This window comes from Sinorhizobium sp. B11 (genome assembly GCA_039725955.1).
Classification (GTDB): domain Bacteria; phylum Pseudomonadota; class Alphaproteobacteria; order Rhizobiales; family Rhizobiaceae; genus Rhizobium.
Window position 1 is genome coordinate 142105 of the sequence record CP091035.1, and the last position, 19287, is coordinate 161391.

Genomic DNA, 19287 nt, shown 5'->3' on the forward strand with positions numbered 1-19287 from the left:
TTCTTTCGGAACGTCTGCCATGACGCGGCCTGGCGTTGCCGCAATGGTGGTCTTGGTTCTTCTCGTCGTTCCGGCTCATGCCCAGGAAGGCGTCCTGATCACCACCTTGCAGGACGAGATCGCCAGGGCGGCGCAGGGTTGGGAGCAGACGGTCCTGAACGCGGCGCGATCGCTCTTCTGGATCCTCGCCTCGATCGAGATCGGCCTTGCGGCGATCTGGCTCGCGCTGCAGGCGCCGTCGCTGCAGGAATGGTTCGCAGAGCTCGTGCGGCGCATCATGTTCGTCGGCTTTTTCGCGCTCCTTCTCGATCAGGGGCCGGCTTTTGCCAGAGCCGTTGTCGACAGTCTCTTCCAGATCGGCGCGTCGGGCGGCGATGCTTCGCCGGCCGATATCTTTAATGCAGGGCTCGCTGTCGCAGCCAAGATGGCGGAAAAGATCCGCTTTGGCCTCTTCGAGGACAATGTGTGGGCGATGGCGGCCGCCTTCGCGATGATCGTCGTCGTCATCGCCTTTTCGCTCGTCGCGGCGATTTTCGTGGCGATCATGGCGGAGATGTATATCGGGCTACTGGCCGGCATGATCATGCTCGGGCTCGGCGGGTCATCCTTCACCAAGGATTTCGCCATCCGTTATCTGGTCTACGCCTTCAGCGTCGGCATGAAGCTGATGGCGCTGGTGATGATCGCCCGCATCGGATCGGAGGTGCTGATCGGGCTTGCCGGCAGTCCGGAGATCGGTGAGCAGTTCCAGACGCTGCTTGCCATAGCCGGCATTGCCGTCGTTGTCTTCGTCATCGCCATCTATGTGCCGAACATCATCCAGGGCGTCATCCAGGGCGTCTCGGTCGGAAGCGGAATGGAGGTGATGCATCACGGCGGCCAGGCTGCCTCCTTCGGCATGGGCGCCTTATTCCTGGCGATCGGCGGCGCTGTAAAGGGGGCAGAGGCGGCCCGGTCCGCACGGGGCCAAGGCGCATCGATGAGCGAAGCCGCCATGCGCGGCCTGACGGAAGGTATAGGCGCTGCCGGGTCTGCCACGGCTTCGGCCATGAAGGACAAGGCAATCGGAGCCCCTGGCTCACATGCAAGTTCCCTGCTTGGTCTGGCCAATGCCAAACTGGACCAGGCAAGGCCAGGGGCGGGCTGGCCGTCTTCGTCGTCGCCCCGGTCGGGCCAATCGAATTGAGGATTTCGCCATGACGTCAGGCTCTGCGGAAAATCCTTACCTCGCCGCGCGCAACGAGTGGAATGAGCGGTATGGATCATATGTGCGGGCGGCAGCCGCCTGGCGCATCGTCGCGATGCTTGCGCTTCTTCTTGCAATCGTCGGGGTAGGCTACGCCTTGTTCCTGAGCACGCAGGTCAAGCTTGTTCCCTATATTGTCGAGGTCGACAGATTGGGCACACCGGTTTCGGCGGGCTTTCCCGAACATATCGAATATGCCGACCCCCGGGTCGTGCGCGCCACGCTCGGTAGTTTCGTCACCAGCTTTCGTTCGGTCACACCCGACGCGGTCGTTCAAAAGCAATATATCGACCGGACCTATGCGCTGCTGCGCACCGCCGATCCGTCGACCGAGAAAGTCAATGCCTGGTTTCGCAGCAATTCCCCTTTCGAGAAGGCGAAGGCTGCCACCGTAGCCGTCGAGGTGAACAATATCGTCGCGCTGTCGAACCAGTCCTACCAGATCGACTGGACGGAGTTTGAACGCGACCGGCGCGGAAAGGAAACCGGCTCGCGGCGTTTTTCGCGCGATCGCCACGGTCACGATCACTGCCCCCCAGGATGAGGCAACGATCAGGCTCAATCCGATCGGGCTTTATCTCAAGGATCTCGACTGGACCGCACAGCTATAGAACGAGGACACGCCATGGGACACGTGACATATCGAGCGGTCGCCGGTTGCTGCGCGATGCTTGCATCGCTCGCCTCCACAACGATCGCGCCGGCCCAGTCGATGAGCAACAAAGAGACGAAGGCGACGCGCCTGTCTTCGCAATGGCGCGACGGCTCCGGCCTCTTCACCAGGGGGGCCGACGGAAAGGTCATCTTCCTTTACGGCCAAAGCCAGCCCTTTGTCGTCTGCTCGCCTCTGCAGGTGTGCGACATCGAGCTCGAGGCTGGAGAAGTGGTGCGCGACGTGCTAGTCGGCGACACGGTCAGATGGAAGGTCGAGCCGGCAACCTCGGGGCCAGTCGGTGGCCAGGCAATCCATCTGGTTGTCAAACCGGCAGAACCCGGCCTGTCGACATCGATGGTGGTGACGACGTCCAGGCGAACCTATCATGTTCAGCTGAAGTCCCATTCGAGCCGCTACATGGCCCGCGTCGGATTTTATTATTCGCAGGACGTCACCGAAAAACTCGCCGAGGCAAACGCGCGCCTTGACGTCAGGGGAACGCCCGGCACGGCAACGCCTGCCGACCAGCTAGACTTTTCCTATTCGGTAAGCGGCAGCGCTGCCTGGAAGCCGACACGCGTCTATTCGGACGGCCTGAAAACCTACATCCAGTTTCCGCGCTCCGTTGCCGGCGAGGATGCACCCGTCCTCTTCATCGTGTCGGGGGGCAGGAACCGTATCGTCAACTATCGCATGACGAGGAACATGATGGTGGTCGACTACAATGTCGATCGCGCCATTCTCGTCTCGGGTGTCGGGTGGCGACGCCAGAAGATCACGATCCGCCGGAGCAGCTGAGATGGGCCGCCATGTTCTTCTCGTGCTTTATTGCGCCTGCCTCTGCGGTTGCCAGACGTCGACCGTGGGAGGCACGGCCGACGCGCCACCTGCATCGGTGCCGGCCGATGTCGCCGCCTTGATCGCGAGCGACATGGCGAGCCGCCTGAGCGAACAGCTTCCCCGATCGTCCGGCCCGCTGAAGCTCGAAGACGAGACGACTGATTTTGCCATTGCGCTCGTAACATCTCTCAAGACATCGGGCTATCAGATCGCAAGCAGCACGCAGCCACAGGCAATCGCGCTTGCCTATCGTCTTGATCGATCGGGATCAGAGCTTCTCGCAAGTCTTTCAACGCCGCGGCTGCGGCTTGCCCGGCTCTATGTCGTCTCAGGGTCTCAGGCCATGCCGGCAAGCCCGCTCTCCGTCATAATGCTGCAATAGGAGGCCTTGCATGGCCCAGTCGCTGCAACTTGGAAGCCCGCACAGCGAGCAGGCGCAGACCATGCGTCGTCTCAACAGGTTGCCGATCCTGATCGCGATCGGCCTGCTGGTCCTGTTTTCTGCGGTGATCATTTTCGGTCTCTCCGGGCGCGGATTTCTCTTCAGGCAATCCGAGCCGGTCACGGGCGCCGGTCCTCCGGCATCGACCTATGGCGACCAGCTGAAGCGTGGCATTGAGGACGGCATCATCGGTGAGGCTCAGCCAGTCGGTCCGTTCGAGCCGAAGGCCTCCCCCGACCCGAAACCGGCGCGCGAAACCTTGTCCAGCCGGCCTCCCGAGCAGCCAAGCCTTGCCCACCCTGCGCAGGCGCTGCCGGAGGTCGATTTCGAAACCCGGCTCGCCAGAGAAGAGCGCGAACGGTATCTGCGTGAACTGCAGCGCCGCAGGATGGCGCGCCTGCAAGCTGCCGACGCCGCATTGGATTCGCCACTTCAGGTCGACATCAGTCAGGCCAAGGCCCGTGACGCGCCAGCCGATATTTCTGTCCCGCCAGGCGAAGGCGCGAAGACAGGGCCGCTCGATCTTTATCAGGCCGCGCTGCATGCCGGGTCCCTCGGACAGAACGTCGACCCGAACGGGCAGGTCTTGAAGGAGGATTTCTTCAACAAGGACATTAAGGAGCTCGGCTATCTGCCGAACAGGGTCGTACCGCAGATATCGCAATTCGAACTCAAACGCGGTTCGGTCATACCGGCAACCTTGATCTCGGGCATCAATTCCGACCTTCCCGGACGCATCAGCGCTCAGGTCAGCCAGAACGTCTACGACAGTAAGACCGGCTACCGGCTCTTGATCCCCCAAGGGGCCAAGCTTTTCGGGCGTTATGATTCGAAGGTCGCCTTTGGCCAGGCACGCGTGCTAGTCGTCTGGACCGATCTGATCTTTCCAAACGGCCAGACGCTGCAGATTGGCGGGATGGCCGGTTCGGATCCGGAGGGCTATGGCGGCTTTCGCGACCGCGTCAACAATCACACCATCCGCACGTTCACCGCGGCAGCTCTCATCGCTCTTATCGGCACCGGCATCGATGCCGCCATGCCGGAAAGCTCGACCAGAGCGACCCAGGACACAGCCTCGGACGCGGCAAGGCGTAATTTTGCCGAAAGCTTCGGACGCGTGGCGGAGCGGACGATCGACAGGAACCTCAACGTGCAGCCAACCCTCGAAATTCGCCCCGGCTACAGGTTCAATGTCCTGGTCGACCAGGACATCATCTTCCCCGGAGCCTATGTCGAGCGCGACGGAGGGGTGAGCAGATGACACGATGTCCAGCTCTGACCTCTAGTTCGTCTTCGAGATGAATAGCGTCCAGCCAAACCTCATAAACGAAAAGCACTGCGAGGCGATCGCAAACGGCTGGCGGCTTTCTACTCAGACCAACGCGAGAAGGTCGCTGATATCGGCTTCTGCCGACTGGCCGAATGATAAGGTGTCTGCCAGGCGTTCGCCGGGGAACGCAACATTCAGCTGAGGTTTCGGCGCGATACCCTTGGCCGGCCTCACGCTGCCTTGAAGACCGCGGCCAATGGTTCAGATCAATCCATGGCGCGCCGCCAGATAGACTGCGTTCACCGTATTGTTGGCACGCAGCTTCCGCCTCGCCTTGGCGAGGTAATAGCGAACGGTATGGTGGTTGATGCCCAGGATGTCAGCCGTCACCGGTATGGTTTTACCGAGTGCGGCCCAGTTGAGGCATTCCTTCTCCCGTCCCGACAACTGGACCCGTGGCCTGGCCATGACGCTTCGGCCCTTCAATTTGGCATGGACGAGTGTCGTGGCCGTAATCGCCTGTATGTCGTCGATCATTCCCTCCCCTTTGAACGCGGGCAGGTGCGAGGCGAGCGTCAGAATGGCGGTTCGACCGAAGCCGATGCGTATCGGGATGGAAAGGCCGGAGACGATCCCGTACCGACTGGCATGTGTATAAAATTCGCGCTCTTCCGTCGGGGGCTCGGGGCGCAGGGGCGGGGCTGACCAGTAGAAGGGCTTCAGGGCGCGCCTGGCTGCCGTGACGACCGGATCAATCCGCTGGTAGTCGTTGGCGAGATAGATCTCCTGCCATTCCTGCGGATAGTTGGAAAAGGCTTCCGTATCGCCGTAGCGCAGGTTGACATAGGCGAACTTCTCGAAGCCGCATTGCTGGGTAAATGTCAACAAGGCCAGCCGTATTGATTGTTCATCGGACGAAAGGCTCAAGACATCAATCAGATGATCCAGTCTCTTCTTCAAGACACATCGCTCCCTTAAACGGCCGCGACGTTCAAGCGAGGTCGGCGACCGAAGCTGAAATCCCAACAGACATATCCATGCGGCCCCGAAGTAAACACCTATGAGAAGCAAATTGGAACCCTTACTTATTCAGGGTTGATTGGCGAAACGAGGACATAGCCGCCAAGACGCACGGTCTGGATCAGGTCGCCCCCGTCGCCGGCCTCCGCGAGCTTGCGGCGAAGCCGGCAGACGTGGACATCGACGCTGCGTTCGAGCGGCCTGCCAAGACCGATATGGGTTGCCTCCAGCAGCACCCGGCGAGAGAGTACAGTCCCGGGGCTCCGGCAGAAGGCGACCAGGAGATCGAATTCGGCAGCGAGCAGGCTAACCCTCGATCCGTCGGGTGCCGTGACGGCGCGGCGATGGGTATCAACGCGCCAGCCTTCGAAGGTCAGCACGCGCAGTCTTTGCCGCTCGCCGCGCTCCAGTTTGCGCAAGAAGGCGCGAACCTCGGCCATCAGCTGGTGAGGATTGGCACTGCTTGGCAGGCAATGGTCTGCACCGGTATCGCGCCCGGCGAGCTGCCGATCATCTGGGGCAAGGAGGATAATCGGCATCGCGCTCGATTTGCGGATGTCTCGATAGAGCTCGACGCTCAGATCGCCAGTCGCAGTGGCGAGGATAAGAAAGCCGTGATCGGTGCTGACCTGATGCGCGGCAAGAGCGGTTTGCACCACCCTGCTTTGAAGGTTTGCAACCTCCAGCGCATCGACGATCGGCTTGGCGAGCGTGGCGTCATCGGTAATGACCAGAATGGCTGGTTCATGTGTTTCCATCGTTGGAGAAAAACACACAGGACCACCGCTTCAAGTCACAGATCTGGGAGGATGTTCCTCCCGGTGCGGGAAGGGGAGCCCGCACCCATCAGGAAACGAAATTTAATATCATTGCCTTTGCAGTCCCACGCTCTCCGTGCCATCCTGCAGCCATGAGTTGTCGAACTCGAGAGCATGTCGATTTCTCGTGGTTGCGTCGTGAAACCCACTGTGGTCATAAGTTCGCTTGATGCCGACTACTCGCTGTCGCTTCGACATATTCTGGCGGCAGAAGGCTTTGCCACCGACCTTGCCATGAGCCCCGCGGAAACGTCTGCGGCGATAAGGGACAGGATGCCCGTCGGGCTCATCGTCGATGGCAGGAGCGCGTTTGCAATCGACTTGTGCAGAGCGCTGAAGGAGGATGCGGCGACAGACCATGTCCGTATTGTCACGCTTGTTCCGGTCGAGGCCGAACACCGCTTTGAAGCCTTCTTGAAAGCGGGCGTCGACGAGGCCTTCATGCGACCGGTAGCGCCCGATCGCTATCTGCGTGCGCTAAACCGTCTTCTCGGCACCGAGGCGCGCCTGATGCCGCAGCAGGAGCGACCGGAGGTGCTTCACCATGATGGATTGAGCATCGATGCCCGCGCCCATCGCATCATCCATGACGCGCGTGACGTCCATGTGGGTCCCATCGAATTTGCCCTCTTGCACCGGATGATGAGCGAGCCGGGCCGCGTCTTCCGCCGTGAAGAGCTTGCTCGCCTTGCCTGGCCGCATGGGGTCTTCGTCGATCCGAAAACAGTCAATGTCCATATCGCCAGACTGCGCAAGGCGCTGGGCCCGGTCATGAAGACGGACATCGTCCGGACGGTTCGCGGCATTGGCTATGGCCTTGAAGCGGCAAGCATTAGAGAAGGGCTAGACTGATGAGCAATATCCGTCCGATCGCCATCATCAATGCAGCGCGCGTCATCAACGGTGATGGTGTCACCTCGCTCGAACGGGCAAGCGTGCTTCTTGCCGAGGGCCGTATCGAGGCTGTCGTCCAGACGGAGAGGCCGTCGCTGTCAGAAGACTACGCGCTGATCGATGCTGCAGGATGTACGGTTCTACCAGGCGTTATCAATGCCCACGCCCATGGCTGCGTCTGTGGCCCGACGATGCCGAGCGGATCGGCCTCCTTCGACCGTCAGCAAATCGACTATCAGAAAAACCGCCATCTTCTATCCGGGACGACGACCCTTCTCAACGTTTGCGGGCTCGCCCTTGCCGAGGACGTCGATGACATCGCGCAACATCCCCATCCGCTCGACGTCCATATCAGCACGGCCCATACGCCGGCGAGCCTTGCGGCGGCGCAGGCGGCCGATGGAAGCGGGCTTTCACCCCGTCACCTGGCCGCAAGGGTCGACCATCTGCTTGAGGGTGGTGCCAAGGCGCTCGGTGAAGCGGGCGGCGGCCAGACACTCGGCGGCGGCGCCCAGGACTACCGGTTCCTGCCGGAGGCGATCGAGAAAGCCAGTGGTCTCGTCGTCCATCCCAATCTTGCGCGAAAGCTCAAGGAGGCTGCACTCGGACGCTGGCTCGATCCAAACGCCAATCCCGACGGCGTGACACTGTCGTCGCTGTTGAAGGAGAACGGGCTTGAAGGGCATTTTACGATCGAGAGCATAACAAGCCTCGTGCGCAAGACCGTGATGACGCCCGTTGCGCTTGCTCGTCAGGGTCTTGGCGAAATCGCGGCGGAAGCTGCGCGCACCGGCATGCCGGCGATCTTTCACAATGCGGTGCCGACGGCAGCCCAGCTCATCGAACTTGCCGGAAGGTTTCCAACGGCAAGAATGGTCGCCGGCCACAGCAATCATCCGTCGTTCACGCGTGTCGAAGCGGTGGAAACGGCTGCCGCGCTTCGCGCCCTCGGAGTGGGCATCGACGTCTCGACACTCGACTGCATCTCGACCCGCTGGCGCAACGGCCCCGACAATCTTGACTGCCTCGTCGATGCAGGGCTCGTCGATACGATTTCGACCGACTTCGGCGGCGGCGATTGGGATACGATCCTGGAGGCGATCCACCGGATGATTTGCCGCAAGCTCCTGACGCCGGCCGACGCTATCGCCAAGGCGACGGGGAACGTCGCAATGATCTTTCCCGAGCTCGCCGGCGACCGTGGCCTGATCGCAAGCGGCAAGCGCGCCGATATCGTTATCAGCCAGTCCCACAATCTCGCCCGCGTCCGTCACGTCATTTGCCGGGGCAGGATCGTTGTCAAGAACGGCAGTATCGTTGTCGCCTCCATGCCAGAGACCGATCCAGAGACGGATCGCACGAGCCCGGACTTGCTCCCAGGCCCGCGATGACGAGCGGCGCTCGGCTCTTCCGGCACATGCAATTTCCAGATCGCCTCGCGCATGCCTTCCCGTGCAGATCTTTTTCTTGAAAAAAAAGGGACGCAGGCCGGAGGTTCAACTCATCAAAGAAAAAAGCCCGCCGAAGCGGGCAATTTAAGGGGTGCAACGGGAACTGGATCGCCCGATTTCTGCGGGGCCGCAGGATTGAACTGTCGCGCGATCCAGCCCTCCAACCAGGATGCGGAAGAAATGTTCCCGGCTATTTACCGCCGTTTTTCGACGCCGGCGTTCGGTCGAGATTGGTCGAAAGACCGGGCTAGGAAGGATGCCGGACGACACATGCAAGAAAGATGCGCCTTGTCGCCGACCAGCAAACGAACCGCAGTGGCAGGCCAGGCGTGGCTCTCGTACTGAGGTTGGTGTCTATCGGCGATCCGTGCTGGCAAATTGAGTCGAGAGCACATCACTCGCTTGCGACTGAGCCTGGGAATGCACGTCCTTCAACCTGTCGTAATGTTCCTCGGCCATGCGTGAAGCCGCTCGCGCTGTCTTCGCCCATCCCTGCTGCGGCATGACCCTCCGTCTCACAAAGGAGGCAAAACCGCCGTTCCAGCGCCATAAGCCGGTTTTGGTCGCAGTGGTCGTGTCCAACCTGACGCGGCCCACAATTTCCTTTCCGTCATAGCCGACGAAATCCGGCTTGCCTTCGCCCGGCCAGGTTTCGCGCCACGCGTATCGGGGTTGGTCGTTGGTCATTGGCCCTTAGATGCGATGAAGCGTAGGACAAGGAAGAACCGCACGAGCCCGCTCACCTTGCACGGCGTTCTCATTATGTTCTCGCAACGACCAGCGTCAAGTGCGGAAAGAATCGCCGATTGCAACGTATCGCCCGCTGATGGCCAGGATGACGCTTGTCCTCAGCAGGCCCGTCCGTTGGCCGGCACCGCTTTCGCCGCTTCTCCTGCAACCGCGCTTGCGGGCTCAAGTGCGGCCATCAGCGCGGCCGGACCGTCGCAGGGCAGTGCCGAAACCGCCTCGATGATGCGGCGCTGTTCTTGCTGCCGCAAGCGGCGACGCGTCACAATCTCGAACTTGTTGCAGATCGCCTTCCAGTCCATGGGCCGCGTCTTTTCGCCCCGTGGTGTATGAACGTCGGACACAAGCTCGAGCGTCCTGGTGCGAAGGATCACCCGCGCGAGCGTCTGCGCGGGAAAGGACCGGTCGAGGCCAGGGTCGATGCTGATCCTGACCTTGCCCGCCAGCATCTGCAGCTCTCTGCACCCCAACACGCCTTCATCGAGCGGCGCAAGCGCCTGTGGGCCGTCGACCGCAATCAGCGCCATGCAATAGGGCAGGCTGTATTGCACGTCGACCAGGGTCTGCGGATCGGTACGGTTGGCCAGTCTCATTGCCCAGGCGAAAGTCTGGACCTCGATCTCGACGATGTCATCAGCACCGATCATATCGTCGCCCGCGATTTCGCGAAAGGCGTCCAATGCCGGATGGATATAGCGGCAACAGCCGTAGGGTTTGAAATAGGTGTCGGCGATTTCCCAGCGCTGGCCGAGTGAACCGACGATCCGGCCGCCGTCATAATAGTTGGCATGATCGAGAAGGTCGACCGGCCCGGTGAAGCCGCTTTCGGCAAGTCGTGCGGCCGTCAAGCCAAGAACGCTCGCCCAGGCGATACCTTCCTTCACATCGTTGCCGGTCATCCGCGAATATCCCGAGCTGCCGTTGGCAAGCTGGTTTGGCGCAAGCACGCCGGCAATCGCCAGGGCGTGGGCAAGGCGGCCTGGCTCGAGCCGAAGCAGGCGCCCGGCCGTTGCGGCGGAAGCAAAGGCTGCCCATCGCCCCGACTGACGGGTCCGGATGCCCTCGGCCGTCTGTGCCGCTGCAATCCTGACGCCGACGTCATAGCCGCAGATGATCGCGCTCATCAGGTCGCAGCCTGTGGCGCCGAGCTCGCTGGCAAGCAGAAGTGCGGTCGGAATGACCGCTGCTCCGGGATGACCCCTGGCTGCGCGATGCCCGTCATCGATGTCGAGCGCGGTTGCCGCCATCACGTTGCACAATAGCGCGCCGCCCGGCGCACTTGTTGCGCCGAGCCATATGCGGGCATTACCGACTCCGAAGACGGGCCCAACCATATTGCATGCGGCAACAGCGCTTGCCGTTTTGGATCCGGCAATTGCCGCGCCGACAAGATCAAGGACGCAGCGCCGAACCATGCCGACGAGATCGGCGGAATGATCTCGTGGGCCGGCAAAGACGTGGTTGGCGAGCATTTGGGTCAGGGGAGACATGCGGCGATCCGATCGCGATCGGCGTTGATCCGGCAGTATTTCTCGTAACTCGCCTCGGCAACGAAGAGATCGAGGACGGCAAGACCAACGCAGGTAATGCAGGTCGGGCCATCGACAGGCTCGTACCACTCCTTGGGCTCGGACAAGGAGCGGATGCCGATCAAGGGGCCAATGCTCTCCAGGGAGAGGCCGTTTCGCGAAAAATGAAGAGCGATGCTTTGCGAGTTGCGGCGCGAGACCGTCGCAACGTCGTCGCAGACGACGAGGCCGGTCCGCAGACAGCGCTGCAGGTATGCGCTCGGGACTTCGTCGCCACCAAGATGAAGGGTGGTCGCATGTCTTTCCAGCTCCTCGTCGTCAAAGACAGGCTGGCGCGCGTTCGTGGCGGTAATGACGAGCGAGCAGCTGGCCATCATCCGGTTGTCTTCGACGCAGGCAAGCGGGATCCTTGTCTCTTCTGCCAAAGCGATTGCGAGCGCACGGGCATTTTCGATCCTGCGACTGCGGATGAAGATCTGCTCGATCCTGTCGCCACAGGAGCAGGAAAGCGATCGGATGACGCTGCGGGCGACCGGCCCCGATCCGATCAGGAAGACGCGGGCCATGCCGACCTTCGCAAGGCATCGATCGGCAACGATCGAGGCATAGGTTCCGGTGCGTGCCGCAGACAGGCCGGTTTCGTCCAGAATGGCGATGGGCCGCAACGTATATTTATCGAGAAGCAGGAAAGTGGAGGTCGACCTCGGCAGACCGAGACGTCGATTGAAGGCATTCGCTCCGATGATCTTTACCCCGCCATGCGTCGAGCTGACGCTGTAGAGGGATGACAATTTCCAGCCGAGCCGTTCGTCGGCAAATTCTTCCCTGAAGGCGGCAAAGTCGGGCGTCGACCAGAACTCCTCTTCGTCAAGGGAAAGCACCGCCTTTCCGCCGCGCGCTTGGCCAGAGCGGATTTCGGTCCAGGCGCGCGATACGGCCTGATGAATTTCCTCCATCGTCAGGGCCTGCTGGGCCGCCTCCAGATCGGCTGCCTTCAAATAGGTTATGTTGGCGGTTGCATCCATCGTCGTCTCCTCCTCTGCTCGACCCTGGTGCCAGGAGCGCGCAGTCTATGGATTCCAGCGACTTCTGCGGGTGAATATTCGGATACGTTTGGGCTTGCCGACCGCTTGTTTGGCAACAAGCGGGAAACAATCCGATGACGTTTGCGTCCGCAGACGTAAACAGGTGACACGATATGTCTGACGCCCGTCACGTGGACAGGAAAGCCGGCCAGTCGCTTCGACTGCCTTTAGGCCCGTGCGGGCAACGGCTTAGGCACCCCAATCATGGCACTTAAAAATGAGTTGGCCATGGGCGACCCTATGATCGGAAACCCGGTCGCCGTGAAGACCTGCCCGCCGACATCGATCACCGTCCAGCTTCCATCACCAAGAGGCAAGAAGCTCGCCCGTCCAGGCACTGGTGGGGGAACATGGTTGGACATTAGCCCCTTTGGATGAATTGATATCGAGGGTTCCTACGCTATCCTGACGCTTGCCCGAACTCGCTTCAGGGCTTGAGATCAACTTCAAGAGGCTCGCACAGTGAGCCAGTCCTTTGCTGGCTCGCCATTCGAGAACCGTGCAATTTGAAAGCCGTCTCATGACCCTCGATGAGATCGTGGCGCGGCTCGAGAAGAATTGCGCTTCGGAGAGAGCCATGATCTGGAACAGGATGACGGAGTTTGCTCCCATCGGCCTGGTTTTCGCAGACCGCCGACGCAGCAGGATCATTCGCACCCTTGGTGATGCGGCAGCCACTCTCCTTCGAGACTGGCCGTCCGACGACGGCGAGGAATATAAGACTGTTGTCAAGGCCTGCGCGGACGCAATCAGCGGCGATATCGAGCCGGCCGAATTCCGCAAACGTCTCATTCGCGCCGCCGGCGAGGCGGGCATTACAGCATTTTCGATCGTCCATTGATCCGCGCCCGGCGGGTTATTCCGCAAGAGGTTCCGATCGAGCCGCATCACCGCGGCCGGATCGGTTCTATGACCTGTCTTGCGTTGCGACCGACAATTCGCGCTTCGGACCGGCCTTGACCGTTGCAACCGGAATGACGTCGAGATCGATACGGTGCGCCTCCATGGGAATCCAAGATCGCACCTGCCGCAACCGGTCAGGGTCGATTCGGGCGCTGAAGACGCCGGGCGTGTCCTGCGCTCGCACCAGGATCTGTCCCCAGGGATCGCAGATCATCGAATTCCCGAACATGTGCCGTTCCTCGCCGGCGGGCGTCGCATAGGACCCGCATTGACCGCAGGCGACCATGAAGGCCTGGAACTCGATGGCGCGCGCGCGGCAAAGGACCTCCCAATGAAATTCCCGGTCTGTGTCGTGAAGGCTGCCGGCAGGATGAAGACGTCTGCTTTCTCGGCTGCCAGACGATCGAACAATCGCGAGAAACGCAGATCATAGCAGATGCAGCAGGCAATCCTGAATCCGCGGAGCTCGTAGATCAGCAGCTGGTTGCCCGGCGCAACCGTCTCGGATTCGGCGTAGCGCTTCCCATCCGGGGCGATGATGTCGAAGAGATGGACCTTCCTGTATGTTCCGATCTGGCTTCCATTGGCATCGAAGATGACGCTCGTATTGAAGATCCGGTCATGGCCCGGCACGCTTTCCAATATGCTGCCGGCATGGATCGCAACCCCATGTTCGGCCGCGAAGCGCTGGATCATCTGGTGGGCCCGCCCGCCGGGCACGAGATCGGCAGCCGCCGTCTTTTCGGCCGCCGTTCCCCCTGTCCAGTCGAAATGTTCCGGCAGCACGATCAGATCCGGTTTTTCCTTCTGGACGGCCTTCAGCATCAGGCGCCGAGCTTCAGCGAGATTATAGGCGCGGTCGGGGCGGGCATTGAGCTGGATCATCGAGATTTTCATGCAAGGTCCTCCTGCTCGAAGGAAAAGATGGAGCGGCCGGCGGCAAGGTGCTTGCGCAGCATTGCCGACCGTCCCTGGCGGGCAATCGCCAGGTCCGCAAGTTCGCGCATGCGCTCGACCTCGGCGGCGAAGACGCCTTCACTGTCGGCGAGAACCACATAACCTGGCAGGATTGCAGCCGTCCCGCAGGCGATTGGAACATTGATCGAGCCGCCGACCGAGACGGTCCGGTTTGTCGTGCGCGACGACACACCGCGGCACCAGACGGGCAGGCCGAGCGCGGCGATCTCCTCGATATCGGTACAGGGCCCGTCGATGACGATACCGCTGGCGCCTTTCGCCTTGGCGGCCGTCGCCACGCCGCCGCCGACGCAGGCAATCTCGTCGCGATCGACTCGCGAAATGACCAGCATGTCTCCCGGTCTCAGCATGTCGATTGCCCTGTAGATGATGGTGCCGTCGCGGCCTGGCGCCGCGACGGTCAAGGCCGGGCCGAAAGCCCGGCAGGGAAAGACGGGACGGACGTTGTCACCCACAAAGCCCAGATGCTCCACATGTCCGATCGTGGCGGTTTCGACGGCCGGAAGCATGTCGAGGAGATCAGGGGGTAGGCTTAGCAGGTGTTCATGGGCCCGGTAGAAGGGTGTCATGTCACGGTCTTTCCTGAAACGATGTCAGATGGGGCGTTCGCCCGACGTGGTCGTGCGGTGCATGATGCGGATCGACGCCGGATCGAAGGAATCGCGCCGATGCATCGTGCATCGGTTGTCCCACATCATGATGTCGCCCTCCTCCCACTGCTGAACGAAGACTTCCTGCTCATTGGTGGTGTGATCCCAAAGCTCGGTCAGCAGCGCCTCGCTCTCCTCGAGCGGCATGCCGACTATCCAGGCCTTGTCGGCGGTGCCGCCGAGATAGAGTGCCTTTCTGCCAGTTTCGCCATGGGTGCGGACAAGCGGATGGACCATGCCGCTCCACTCGCGGAAATCCTTGCTCGTCGGCTCGCTCTTTCCAAGCCTGAGCTTGCCGGTCTTGTCATAGACGTTCTGGAAGAAGATCTGCCGGCCGTCGACGAGCTTTCGCAAGGCAGCCGGCAACGTCTCGTAGGCCATGTAGGTGGAGAGAAAATAGGTGTCGCCCCCCGACGGCGGAACCTTGACGGCACGAAGAATTGCCCCGGCAGGTGGCCTTTCGTAAAACCAGGTATCGGTATGCCAGGTCGCCTCGCTGTTGCCCATGGCGCCGGTCGGCTTGCCGTCCTGCGTCGCATTGCTGATGACGAGGATTTCCGGATGGGTCGGATGGCCACCTTCCTGAAGCTGTTTCGGGTGAATGACGAACTCGCCGAAATGACGCGAGAAGGCAACCTGGTCGGCATCGGTGACGCGTGTGTTCTTGAAGCGCAGAACACCATATGTGAGCCAGTAGTGGCGCACTTCCTCGATATCGTGCGCATTGTAATCGTTGAAATCGAACCCCTCGATGTCGGCGCAGACATTGCTTTGCGCCTGTACCGCCTTCAGTCTTTCCTTCAGCATTTCCATTCTCCTTCTGTTGGCCTCTATCGAGGTCATCATGACGCTACGTCTGCTGAGTGCGGGGCTCCAACGTCATTGCCCGGTGATTGATGGCGAAGACCGATAGATGCCCTCAGACTGCCAGGAGGCGCACATCGGAAGGATTGACGGCGAGCGTCACCATGTGACCAGGTGCCAGAGCGTGTTCGGCGGCGATCGGGGGATGCTGCAGGACCAGCCGGTGCCCAAGGCCGATGACGACCTCCAGTTCCTGATGGGCGCCGAAGTCCGTCACCCGCCGCAACGTGGCTTCGAGCCGGTTCATGCCGGGCGGCACGTCGTCGACGCCGACCAGCCTCACATTCTGAGGTCTTATCGAGCAGAAGCTGACAGAGGCGGGACTGTCAGCGCCCGCGCCGGCGAGGATGACGGGACCACCTTCGATCGAGAGTTTGAAGCCCGCCGCAGACCGGGAATAGGCCGATACCGGCAGGATGTTCGACTGCCCGATGAATTCGGCAACGAAGCGTGAAGCCGGGTGGCGGTAGATGTCGCCCGGTACCCCCTGCTGCGCGATCGTTCCCCCCTCCATGACGACGATACGATCGGACATGGCCATGGCCTCCTCCTGGTCGTGCGTCACATAGACGAATGTCATGCCGAGCCTTTCGTGGATCTCCTTGAGTTCAGCGCGCATGGCCTCTCTCAGCTTGAGGTCGAGATTGGACAGGGGCTCGTCGAGCAACAGCACCGAGGGCTGGGGCGCGATCGCCCGGGCGAGCGCAACACGTTGCTGCTGGCCGCCGGAGAGCTCCTTGGGATAGCGGTCGGAAAAACCCTCGAGATGGACACTGCGAAGCGCGCTCTCGACAATGACCGTCATCTCGGGACGGGCGACGCCACGCATGCGCAGTCCGAAGCCGACATTTTCGGCGACGGTCATGTGGGGAAAGAGAGCGTAGTTCTGGAACACCAGGCCAAGATTGCGCTTTTCCGGCGGCACCTTCGTCTGGCTGCGTCCTCGGATGCGGATATCGCCGCGACTGGGCATGCTGAAGCCGGCGATCATGTTCAGGGTCGTTGTCTTGCCGCAGCCGGAGGGGCCGAGAATACTGACGAATTCGCCCTTGGGGATCTGGAGGTCGATATCCCGGACCACCAAAACCTGACCGAAGGACTTTCTCACCTGCTGCAGTTCGATATCGAATTCGCTCATTTGCTTCCTCCATGAAGCTGCGCCGAAAAGCCGCCAAGTTTTTCGAAAGCCAGGATCACCACGAGAATAAAGACCATCGAAGCGACGTTGACGGCCGCCATGATCGGATCGAGGCTGTATTCAAGGTGATTGATGACGGCGATCGGCAGCGTCGTGTCTCCGGGGCGCACCAGGAAGACCGACAGCGGAATGTTGTTGAACGAGATGATGAAGGCGAAGGTCACGCCCGACAACACACCCGGCTTGATCAGGGGCAGGACGACATAAAACAGCCGCTGGGCCCTGCTGGCGCCTAGGATTTGTGCCGCCCGATCGAGATTGTCGTCGAAGTTTACGAGCGCGCCAACCGCCATCCGCATCACGAAGGGCAGCGCGAGTACGACATGGGCTGCAATCAGGGCCGGCGTGCCGAGGAGGTTCTGCAGGCCGATGATCGACAGGAACAGGACGATTGCCACGCCCTTGACGATCTGTGGAACCGAAAGGGGCGACAGCAGCGCTGCCATGATGACGCTCGAGCCCGCAACCCGCTCATAGACGAGGGCGAGGGCTGCGAGGGTTCCAAGCGCCCCGCTGATGGCTGCGACGAGCACGGCGATCCTGACGCTCAACAGGAAAGGCTGCACCCAGCGCTCGTCGAAAAGGCCGCCATACCAGATCGGCGTCCAGTCCCATGGCCGAAAGGTCACGGCTGCGGTCGGGCTCAGCGACGCCGCGACGACGACAACGAGCGGAAGCGTGATGAAGGCCAGCACCAGTGCCAGCGTGACCCAGAAGCCAAATGCGATTGTCCTGGTCATTTCCCATTTCCTTCTCGTTGTGACCGGCGTTTTTTGAGGCGCGCCTCAAAGCCGAGCCCGGCAAGCGAGGCGGTGAGCATCATCGCCAGCAATGCGATCGCCATGACGCTGGCAAACGGCCAGTCGATGTAGAACAGGACCTGTTCGGAGATCATCGTCGCCAGGACCTTGAAACGCGCGCCGCCAAGCAGAGCCGGCGTCGCATAGGCGCTGGCCGCCATGGTGAAACTGATCAGCAGCGAGCTGACGATGCCGGGTACCGACAGCGGCAGGACGATATGGCGCATGACGGAGGCCCTGGAGGCGCCCAGCATCTGCGCTGCCCGTTCCAGGTTGACGTCGATGCCCTGGATGCTTGTCATCAGCGACAGGATGCCGAAAGGCAGCACGACATGGGTGAGCCCGACGACGACGGCAAACAGGCTTTTCGACAGGGGAAGAGGCGCCGCTATCAGGCCGACATGGATCAGGACATCATTGATGAAGCCGCGATCTTCCAGAATGATCAGCCAGCCATAGGTGCGCAGGACGACGCCGGCGAGTTCGGGCGTCAGCGCCAGGGCAAAAACGAGCGTGCGCCAGCGTGATCGCGAACGGGCGAGGAAATAGGCCACGGGATAACCGAGAAGCGTAACGGCGATGGCAACCAGGGCGGACATGACGGCTGTGCGGGCAAATCCGGCGAGAGACAGGCCATCAACGAAGAAGCGCTCGTAGTTTCCAAATGTTGGCGTCAGCGAACGGCTGTCGAGAAAGCTCATGCCGATCATCACGCCCATTGGAAGGGCAAAGAAGACCGTCAGCAGGAGACAGGAGGGCGCCAGCAGCATCGGTGCCGTGGCTCGTACGGAAAGACGCCCGGGTGAGGGCGGGGCGGTTGCGACAAGCATTGTCATGACACCTCCTCACCGGGCCTGCGAGACGACGTCCCGCTCCCATCGTTGCCCCCATTCGGCAAGCCTGTCGCCCAGCACCGTCAGATCCGGCAGCCGCAGCGATCTCATGGCCTCGGGGGTTGTGACCTGGCGGCTACGCAGTGCCTCGGGGACCTCGATATCCATGCGGGCGCTGCCGACCTTGTAGCCGGCCACCCAGGCTTCCTGGCTGGTCTTTTCGAGAAAGAAATCGATGAAGGACCTCGCCGCTGCCTTGTGTTCGGAGCCGGCGGGAATGTTCAATGTTGCCAGAAGCGGGATCGTCCCTTCCTTCGGTCGGACATAGTCGACCGGCAGGCCCTCGTCCACCAGCAGCTGGGCGCGGCCGTTCCAGAACGGCATTGCCCAGACGGTTGCGTCCTTGATGTAGCTTTCGAGAATGGCGGAAGACTGCTCGAAGCCGATCGACTGCCGGGAAAGCTTGGCCATTGCCGCAAAACCGGGATCGATATTGTCGATGAGGCCACCGCCCTCGGTGACGGACATCATCTCCAGGAGATAGACGGCCATGATGTTCTGGAAGGTCGGCAGAACCACCTTTTTTTTGAGATCGGGCGCAAGGAGATCCGCCCAGGACGTCGGCGCAGCGGCCAATTTGTCGGTCCTGTAGAGGAGCGACATGTACTGGACTTCATGCACGGCGCCGCAGGGGCCGGCGGCGTTCTGGAGGCTTCGCGTGAGCGACCCGAGATTGGGGATCTCGGAGACGTCCAGCTTGTCCAGCAAACCGTCGCGGCAGCCCTGCAGCGACTGGGAGGCCGTCATGACGACGACATCGAAACCCGGATGTCCATCGCTCGCCTTGATCTTGGCGTAGTCCTGGGAAGCCGAGCCGACAGCATCGTAGACGACATCGATACCCGTCTTGCGTTCGAAGGGCTCGATGATGGCCTGCCGGATGATCGCTTCGTAGGGGCCGCCATAACTGTTGACGACAAGTGTCTCGGCATTGGCAAGCTCAGGCAGGCAGATCGCCAGGGCTGCATAGAAAATGGCTAAGGGCTGGATGGTCGGCACGTCTG

At 61.3% G+C, this 19287-nt stretch carries 18 protein-coding genes and 2 pseudogenes; 8 read left to right on the plus strand and 12 right to left on the minus strand.

All coding sequences use genetic code 11. The features are described 5' to 3' along the window. Nucleotides 1–19: 19 nt before the first annotated feature. The 5 genes and pseudogenes from trbL to trbI all read left to right on the plus strand — a co-directional run bounded on the left by trbL (nucleotide 20) and on the right by trbI (nucleotide 4444). Nucleotides 20–1186, plus strand: coding sequence for a P-type conjugative transfer protein TrbL (gene trbL, locus LVY75_33745; GenBank protein XAZ26248.1), 1167 nt, complete (start codon nucleotides 20–22; stop codon nucleotides 1184–1186). 10 nt (nucleotides 1187–1196) lie between these two features. Beyond that, nucleotides 1197–1857 (plus strand): annotated as a pseudogene (locus LVY75_33750) (conjugal transfer protein TrbF). A 14-nt stretch (nucleotides 1858–1871) separates the two neighbouring features. Beyond that, nucleotides 1872–2699: a P-type conjugative transfer protein TrbG gene (trbG, locus tag LVY75_33755; GenBank protein ID XAZ26249.1), complete on the plus strand. Its 828-nt coding sequence runs from the start codon at nucleotides 1872–1874 to the stop codon at nucleotides 2697–2699. Nucleotide 2700: 1 nt separating this feature from the next. Then, entirely contained in the window at nucleotides 2701–3123 is a 423-nt protein-coding gene (locus LVY75_33760) for a hypothetical protein (GenBank protein ID XAZ26250.1), read from the plus strand. A gap of 10 nt (nucleotides 3124–3133) precedes the next feature. Further along, nucleotides 3134–4444 carry an IncP-type conjugal transfer protein TrbI gene (gene trbI / locus LVY75_33765; GenBank protein XAZ26251.1) on the plus strand — a complete coding sequence of 437 codons (1311 nt, stop codon included), beginning with the start codon at nucleotides 3134–3136 and terminating at the stop codon, nucleotides 4442–4444. 270 nt (nucleotides 4445–4714) lie between these two features. Here trbI and LVY75_33770 read toward each other — a convergent pair whose 3' ends face one another. Beyond that, on the minus strand, nucleotides 4715–5413 hold the full coding sequence (locus LVY75_33770; protein ID XAZ26252.1) for an autoinducer binding domain-containing protein: 699 nt from the start codon (nucleotides 5411–5413) through the stop codon (nucleotides 4715–4717). 125 nt (nucleotides 5414–5538) lie between these two features. Next, a complete protein-coding gene (locus LVY75_33775) occupies nucleotides 5539–6231 on the minus strand; it encodes a response regulator transcription factor (protein ID XAZ26253.1) in 693 nt (230 codons plus the stop codon). A 198-nt stretch (nucleotides 6232–6429) separates the two neighbouring features. On the opposite strand from LVY75_33775, the gene LVY75_33780 reads away from it, so the two are divergent. Both LVY75_33780 and LVY75_33785 read left to right on the plus strand, forming a co-directional pair. After that, entirely contained in the window at nucleotides 6430–7143 is a 714-nt protein-coding gene (locus tag LVY75_33780) for a response regulator transcription factor (GenBank protein XAZ26254.1), read from the plus strand. Then, nucleotides 7143–8576 carry an amidohydrolase family protein gene (locus LVY75_33785; protein XAZ26255.1) on the plus strand — a complete coding sequence of 478 codons (1434 nt, stop codon included), beginning with the start codon at nucleotides 7143–7145 and terminating at the stop codon, nucleotides 8574–8576. Before LVY75_33780 ends, LVY75_33785 begins: the two co-directional genes overlap by 1 nt. A 414-nt stretch (nucleotides 8577–8990) precedes the next feature. On the opposite strand, the gene LVY75_33790 is transcribed toward LVY75_33785, so the two are convergent. From LVY75_33790 to LVY75_33800, 3 genes are all read right to left on the minus strand, one after another. Beyond that, a complete protein-coding gene (locus LVY75_33790) occupies nucleotides 8991–9323 on the minus strand; it encodes a hypothetical protein (protein XAZ26256.1) in 333 nt (110 codons plus the stop codon). 161 nt (nucleotides 9324–9484) lie between these two features. Then, nucleotides 9485–10873, minus strand: a complete 1389-nt coding sequence (locus tag LVY75_33795; protein XAZ26257.1) for an MmgE/PrpD family protein — start codon at nucleotides 10871–10873, stop codon at nucleotides 9485–9487. Beyond that, nucleotides 10861–11937: an ornithine cyclodeaminase gene (locus LVY75_33800; GenBank protein XAZ26258.1), complete on the minus strand. Its 1077-nt coding sequence runs from the start codon at nucleotides 11935–11937 to the stop codon at nucleotides 10861–10863. Before LVY75_33800 ends, LVY75_33795 begins: the two co-directional genes overlap by 13 nt. A 637-nt stretch (nucleotides 11938–12574) precedes the next feature. Between LVY75_33800 and LVY75_33805 the strand changes: the two genes are divergently transcribed. After that, nucleotides 12575–12838, plus strand: coding sequence for a DUF982 domain-containing protein (locus LVY75_33805; protein ID XAZ26365.1), 264 nt, complete (start codon nucleotides 12575–12577; stop codon nucleotides 12836–12838). A 66-nt stretch (nucleotides 12839–12904) separates the two neighbouring features. Here the strand turns inward: LVY75_33805 and LVY75_33810 are convergent. From LVY75_33810 to LVY75_33840, 7 genes and pseudogenes are all read right to left on the minus strand, one after another. Continuing rightward, nucleotides 12905–13785 (minus strand): annotated as a pseudogene (locus tag LVY75_33810) (carbon-nitrogen hydrolase family protein). A gap of 8 nt (nucleotides 13786–13793) precedes the next feature. Further along, nucleotides 13794–14447, minus strand: coding sequence for an RraA family protein (locus tag LVY75_33815; protein XAZ26259.1), 654 nt, complete (start codon nucleotides 14445–14447; stop codon nucleotides 13794–13796). A 24-nt stretch (nucleotides 14448–14471) separates the two neighbouring features. Next, a complete protein-coding gene (locus LVY75_33820) occupies nucleotides 14472–15335 on the minus strand; it encodes a TauD/TfdA family dioxygenase (protein XAZ26260.1) in 864 nt (287 codons plus the stop codon). 112 nt (nucleotides 15336–15447) lie between these two features. Next, nucleotides 15448–16530, minus strand: a complete 1083-nt coding sequence (locus LVY75_33825) for an ABC transporter ATP-binding protein (GenBank protein XAZ26261.1) — start codon at nucleotides 16528–16530, stop codon at nucleotides 15448–15450. After that, complete coding sequence (locus LVY75_33830; protein ID XAZ26262.1) at nucleotides 16527–17330, minus strand: ABC transporter permease; 804 nt, start codon at nucleotides 17328–17330, stop codon at nucleotides 16527–16529. The genes LVY75_33825 and LVY75_33830 overlap by 4 nt, the downstream gene beginning before the upstream one ends. Then, nucleotides 17327–18160 carry an ABC transporter permease gene (locus tag LVY75_33835; GenBank protein XAZ26366.1) on the minus strand — a complete coding sequence of 278 codons (834 nt, stop codon included), beginning with the start codon at nucleotides 18158–18160 and terminating at the stop codon, nucleotides 17327–17329. The genes LVY75_33830 and LVY75_33835 overlap by 4 nt, the downstream gene beginning before the upstream one ends. Before the next feature lie 75 nt (nucleotides 18161–18235). Beyond that, nucleotides 18236–19273, minus strand: a complete 1038-nt coding sequence (locus tag LVY75_33840; protein XAZ26367.1) for an ABC transporter substrate-binding protein — start codon at nucleotides 19271–19273, stop codon at nucleotides 18236–18238. Nucleotides 19274–19287: the final 14 nt, after the last annotated feature.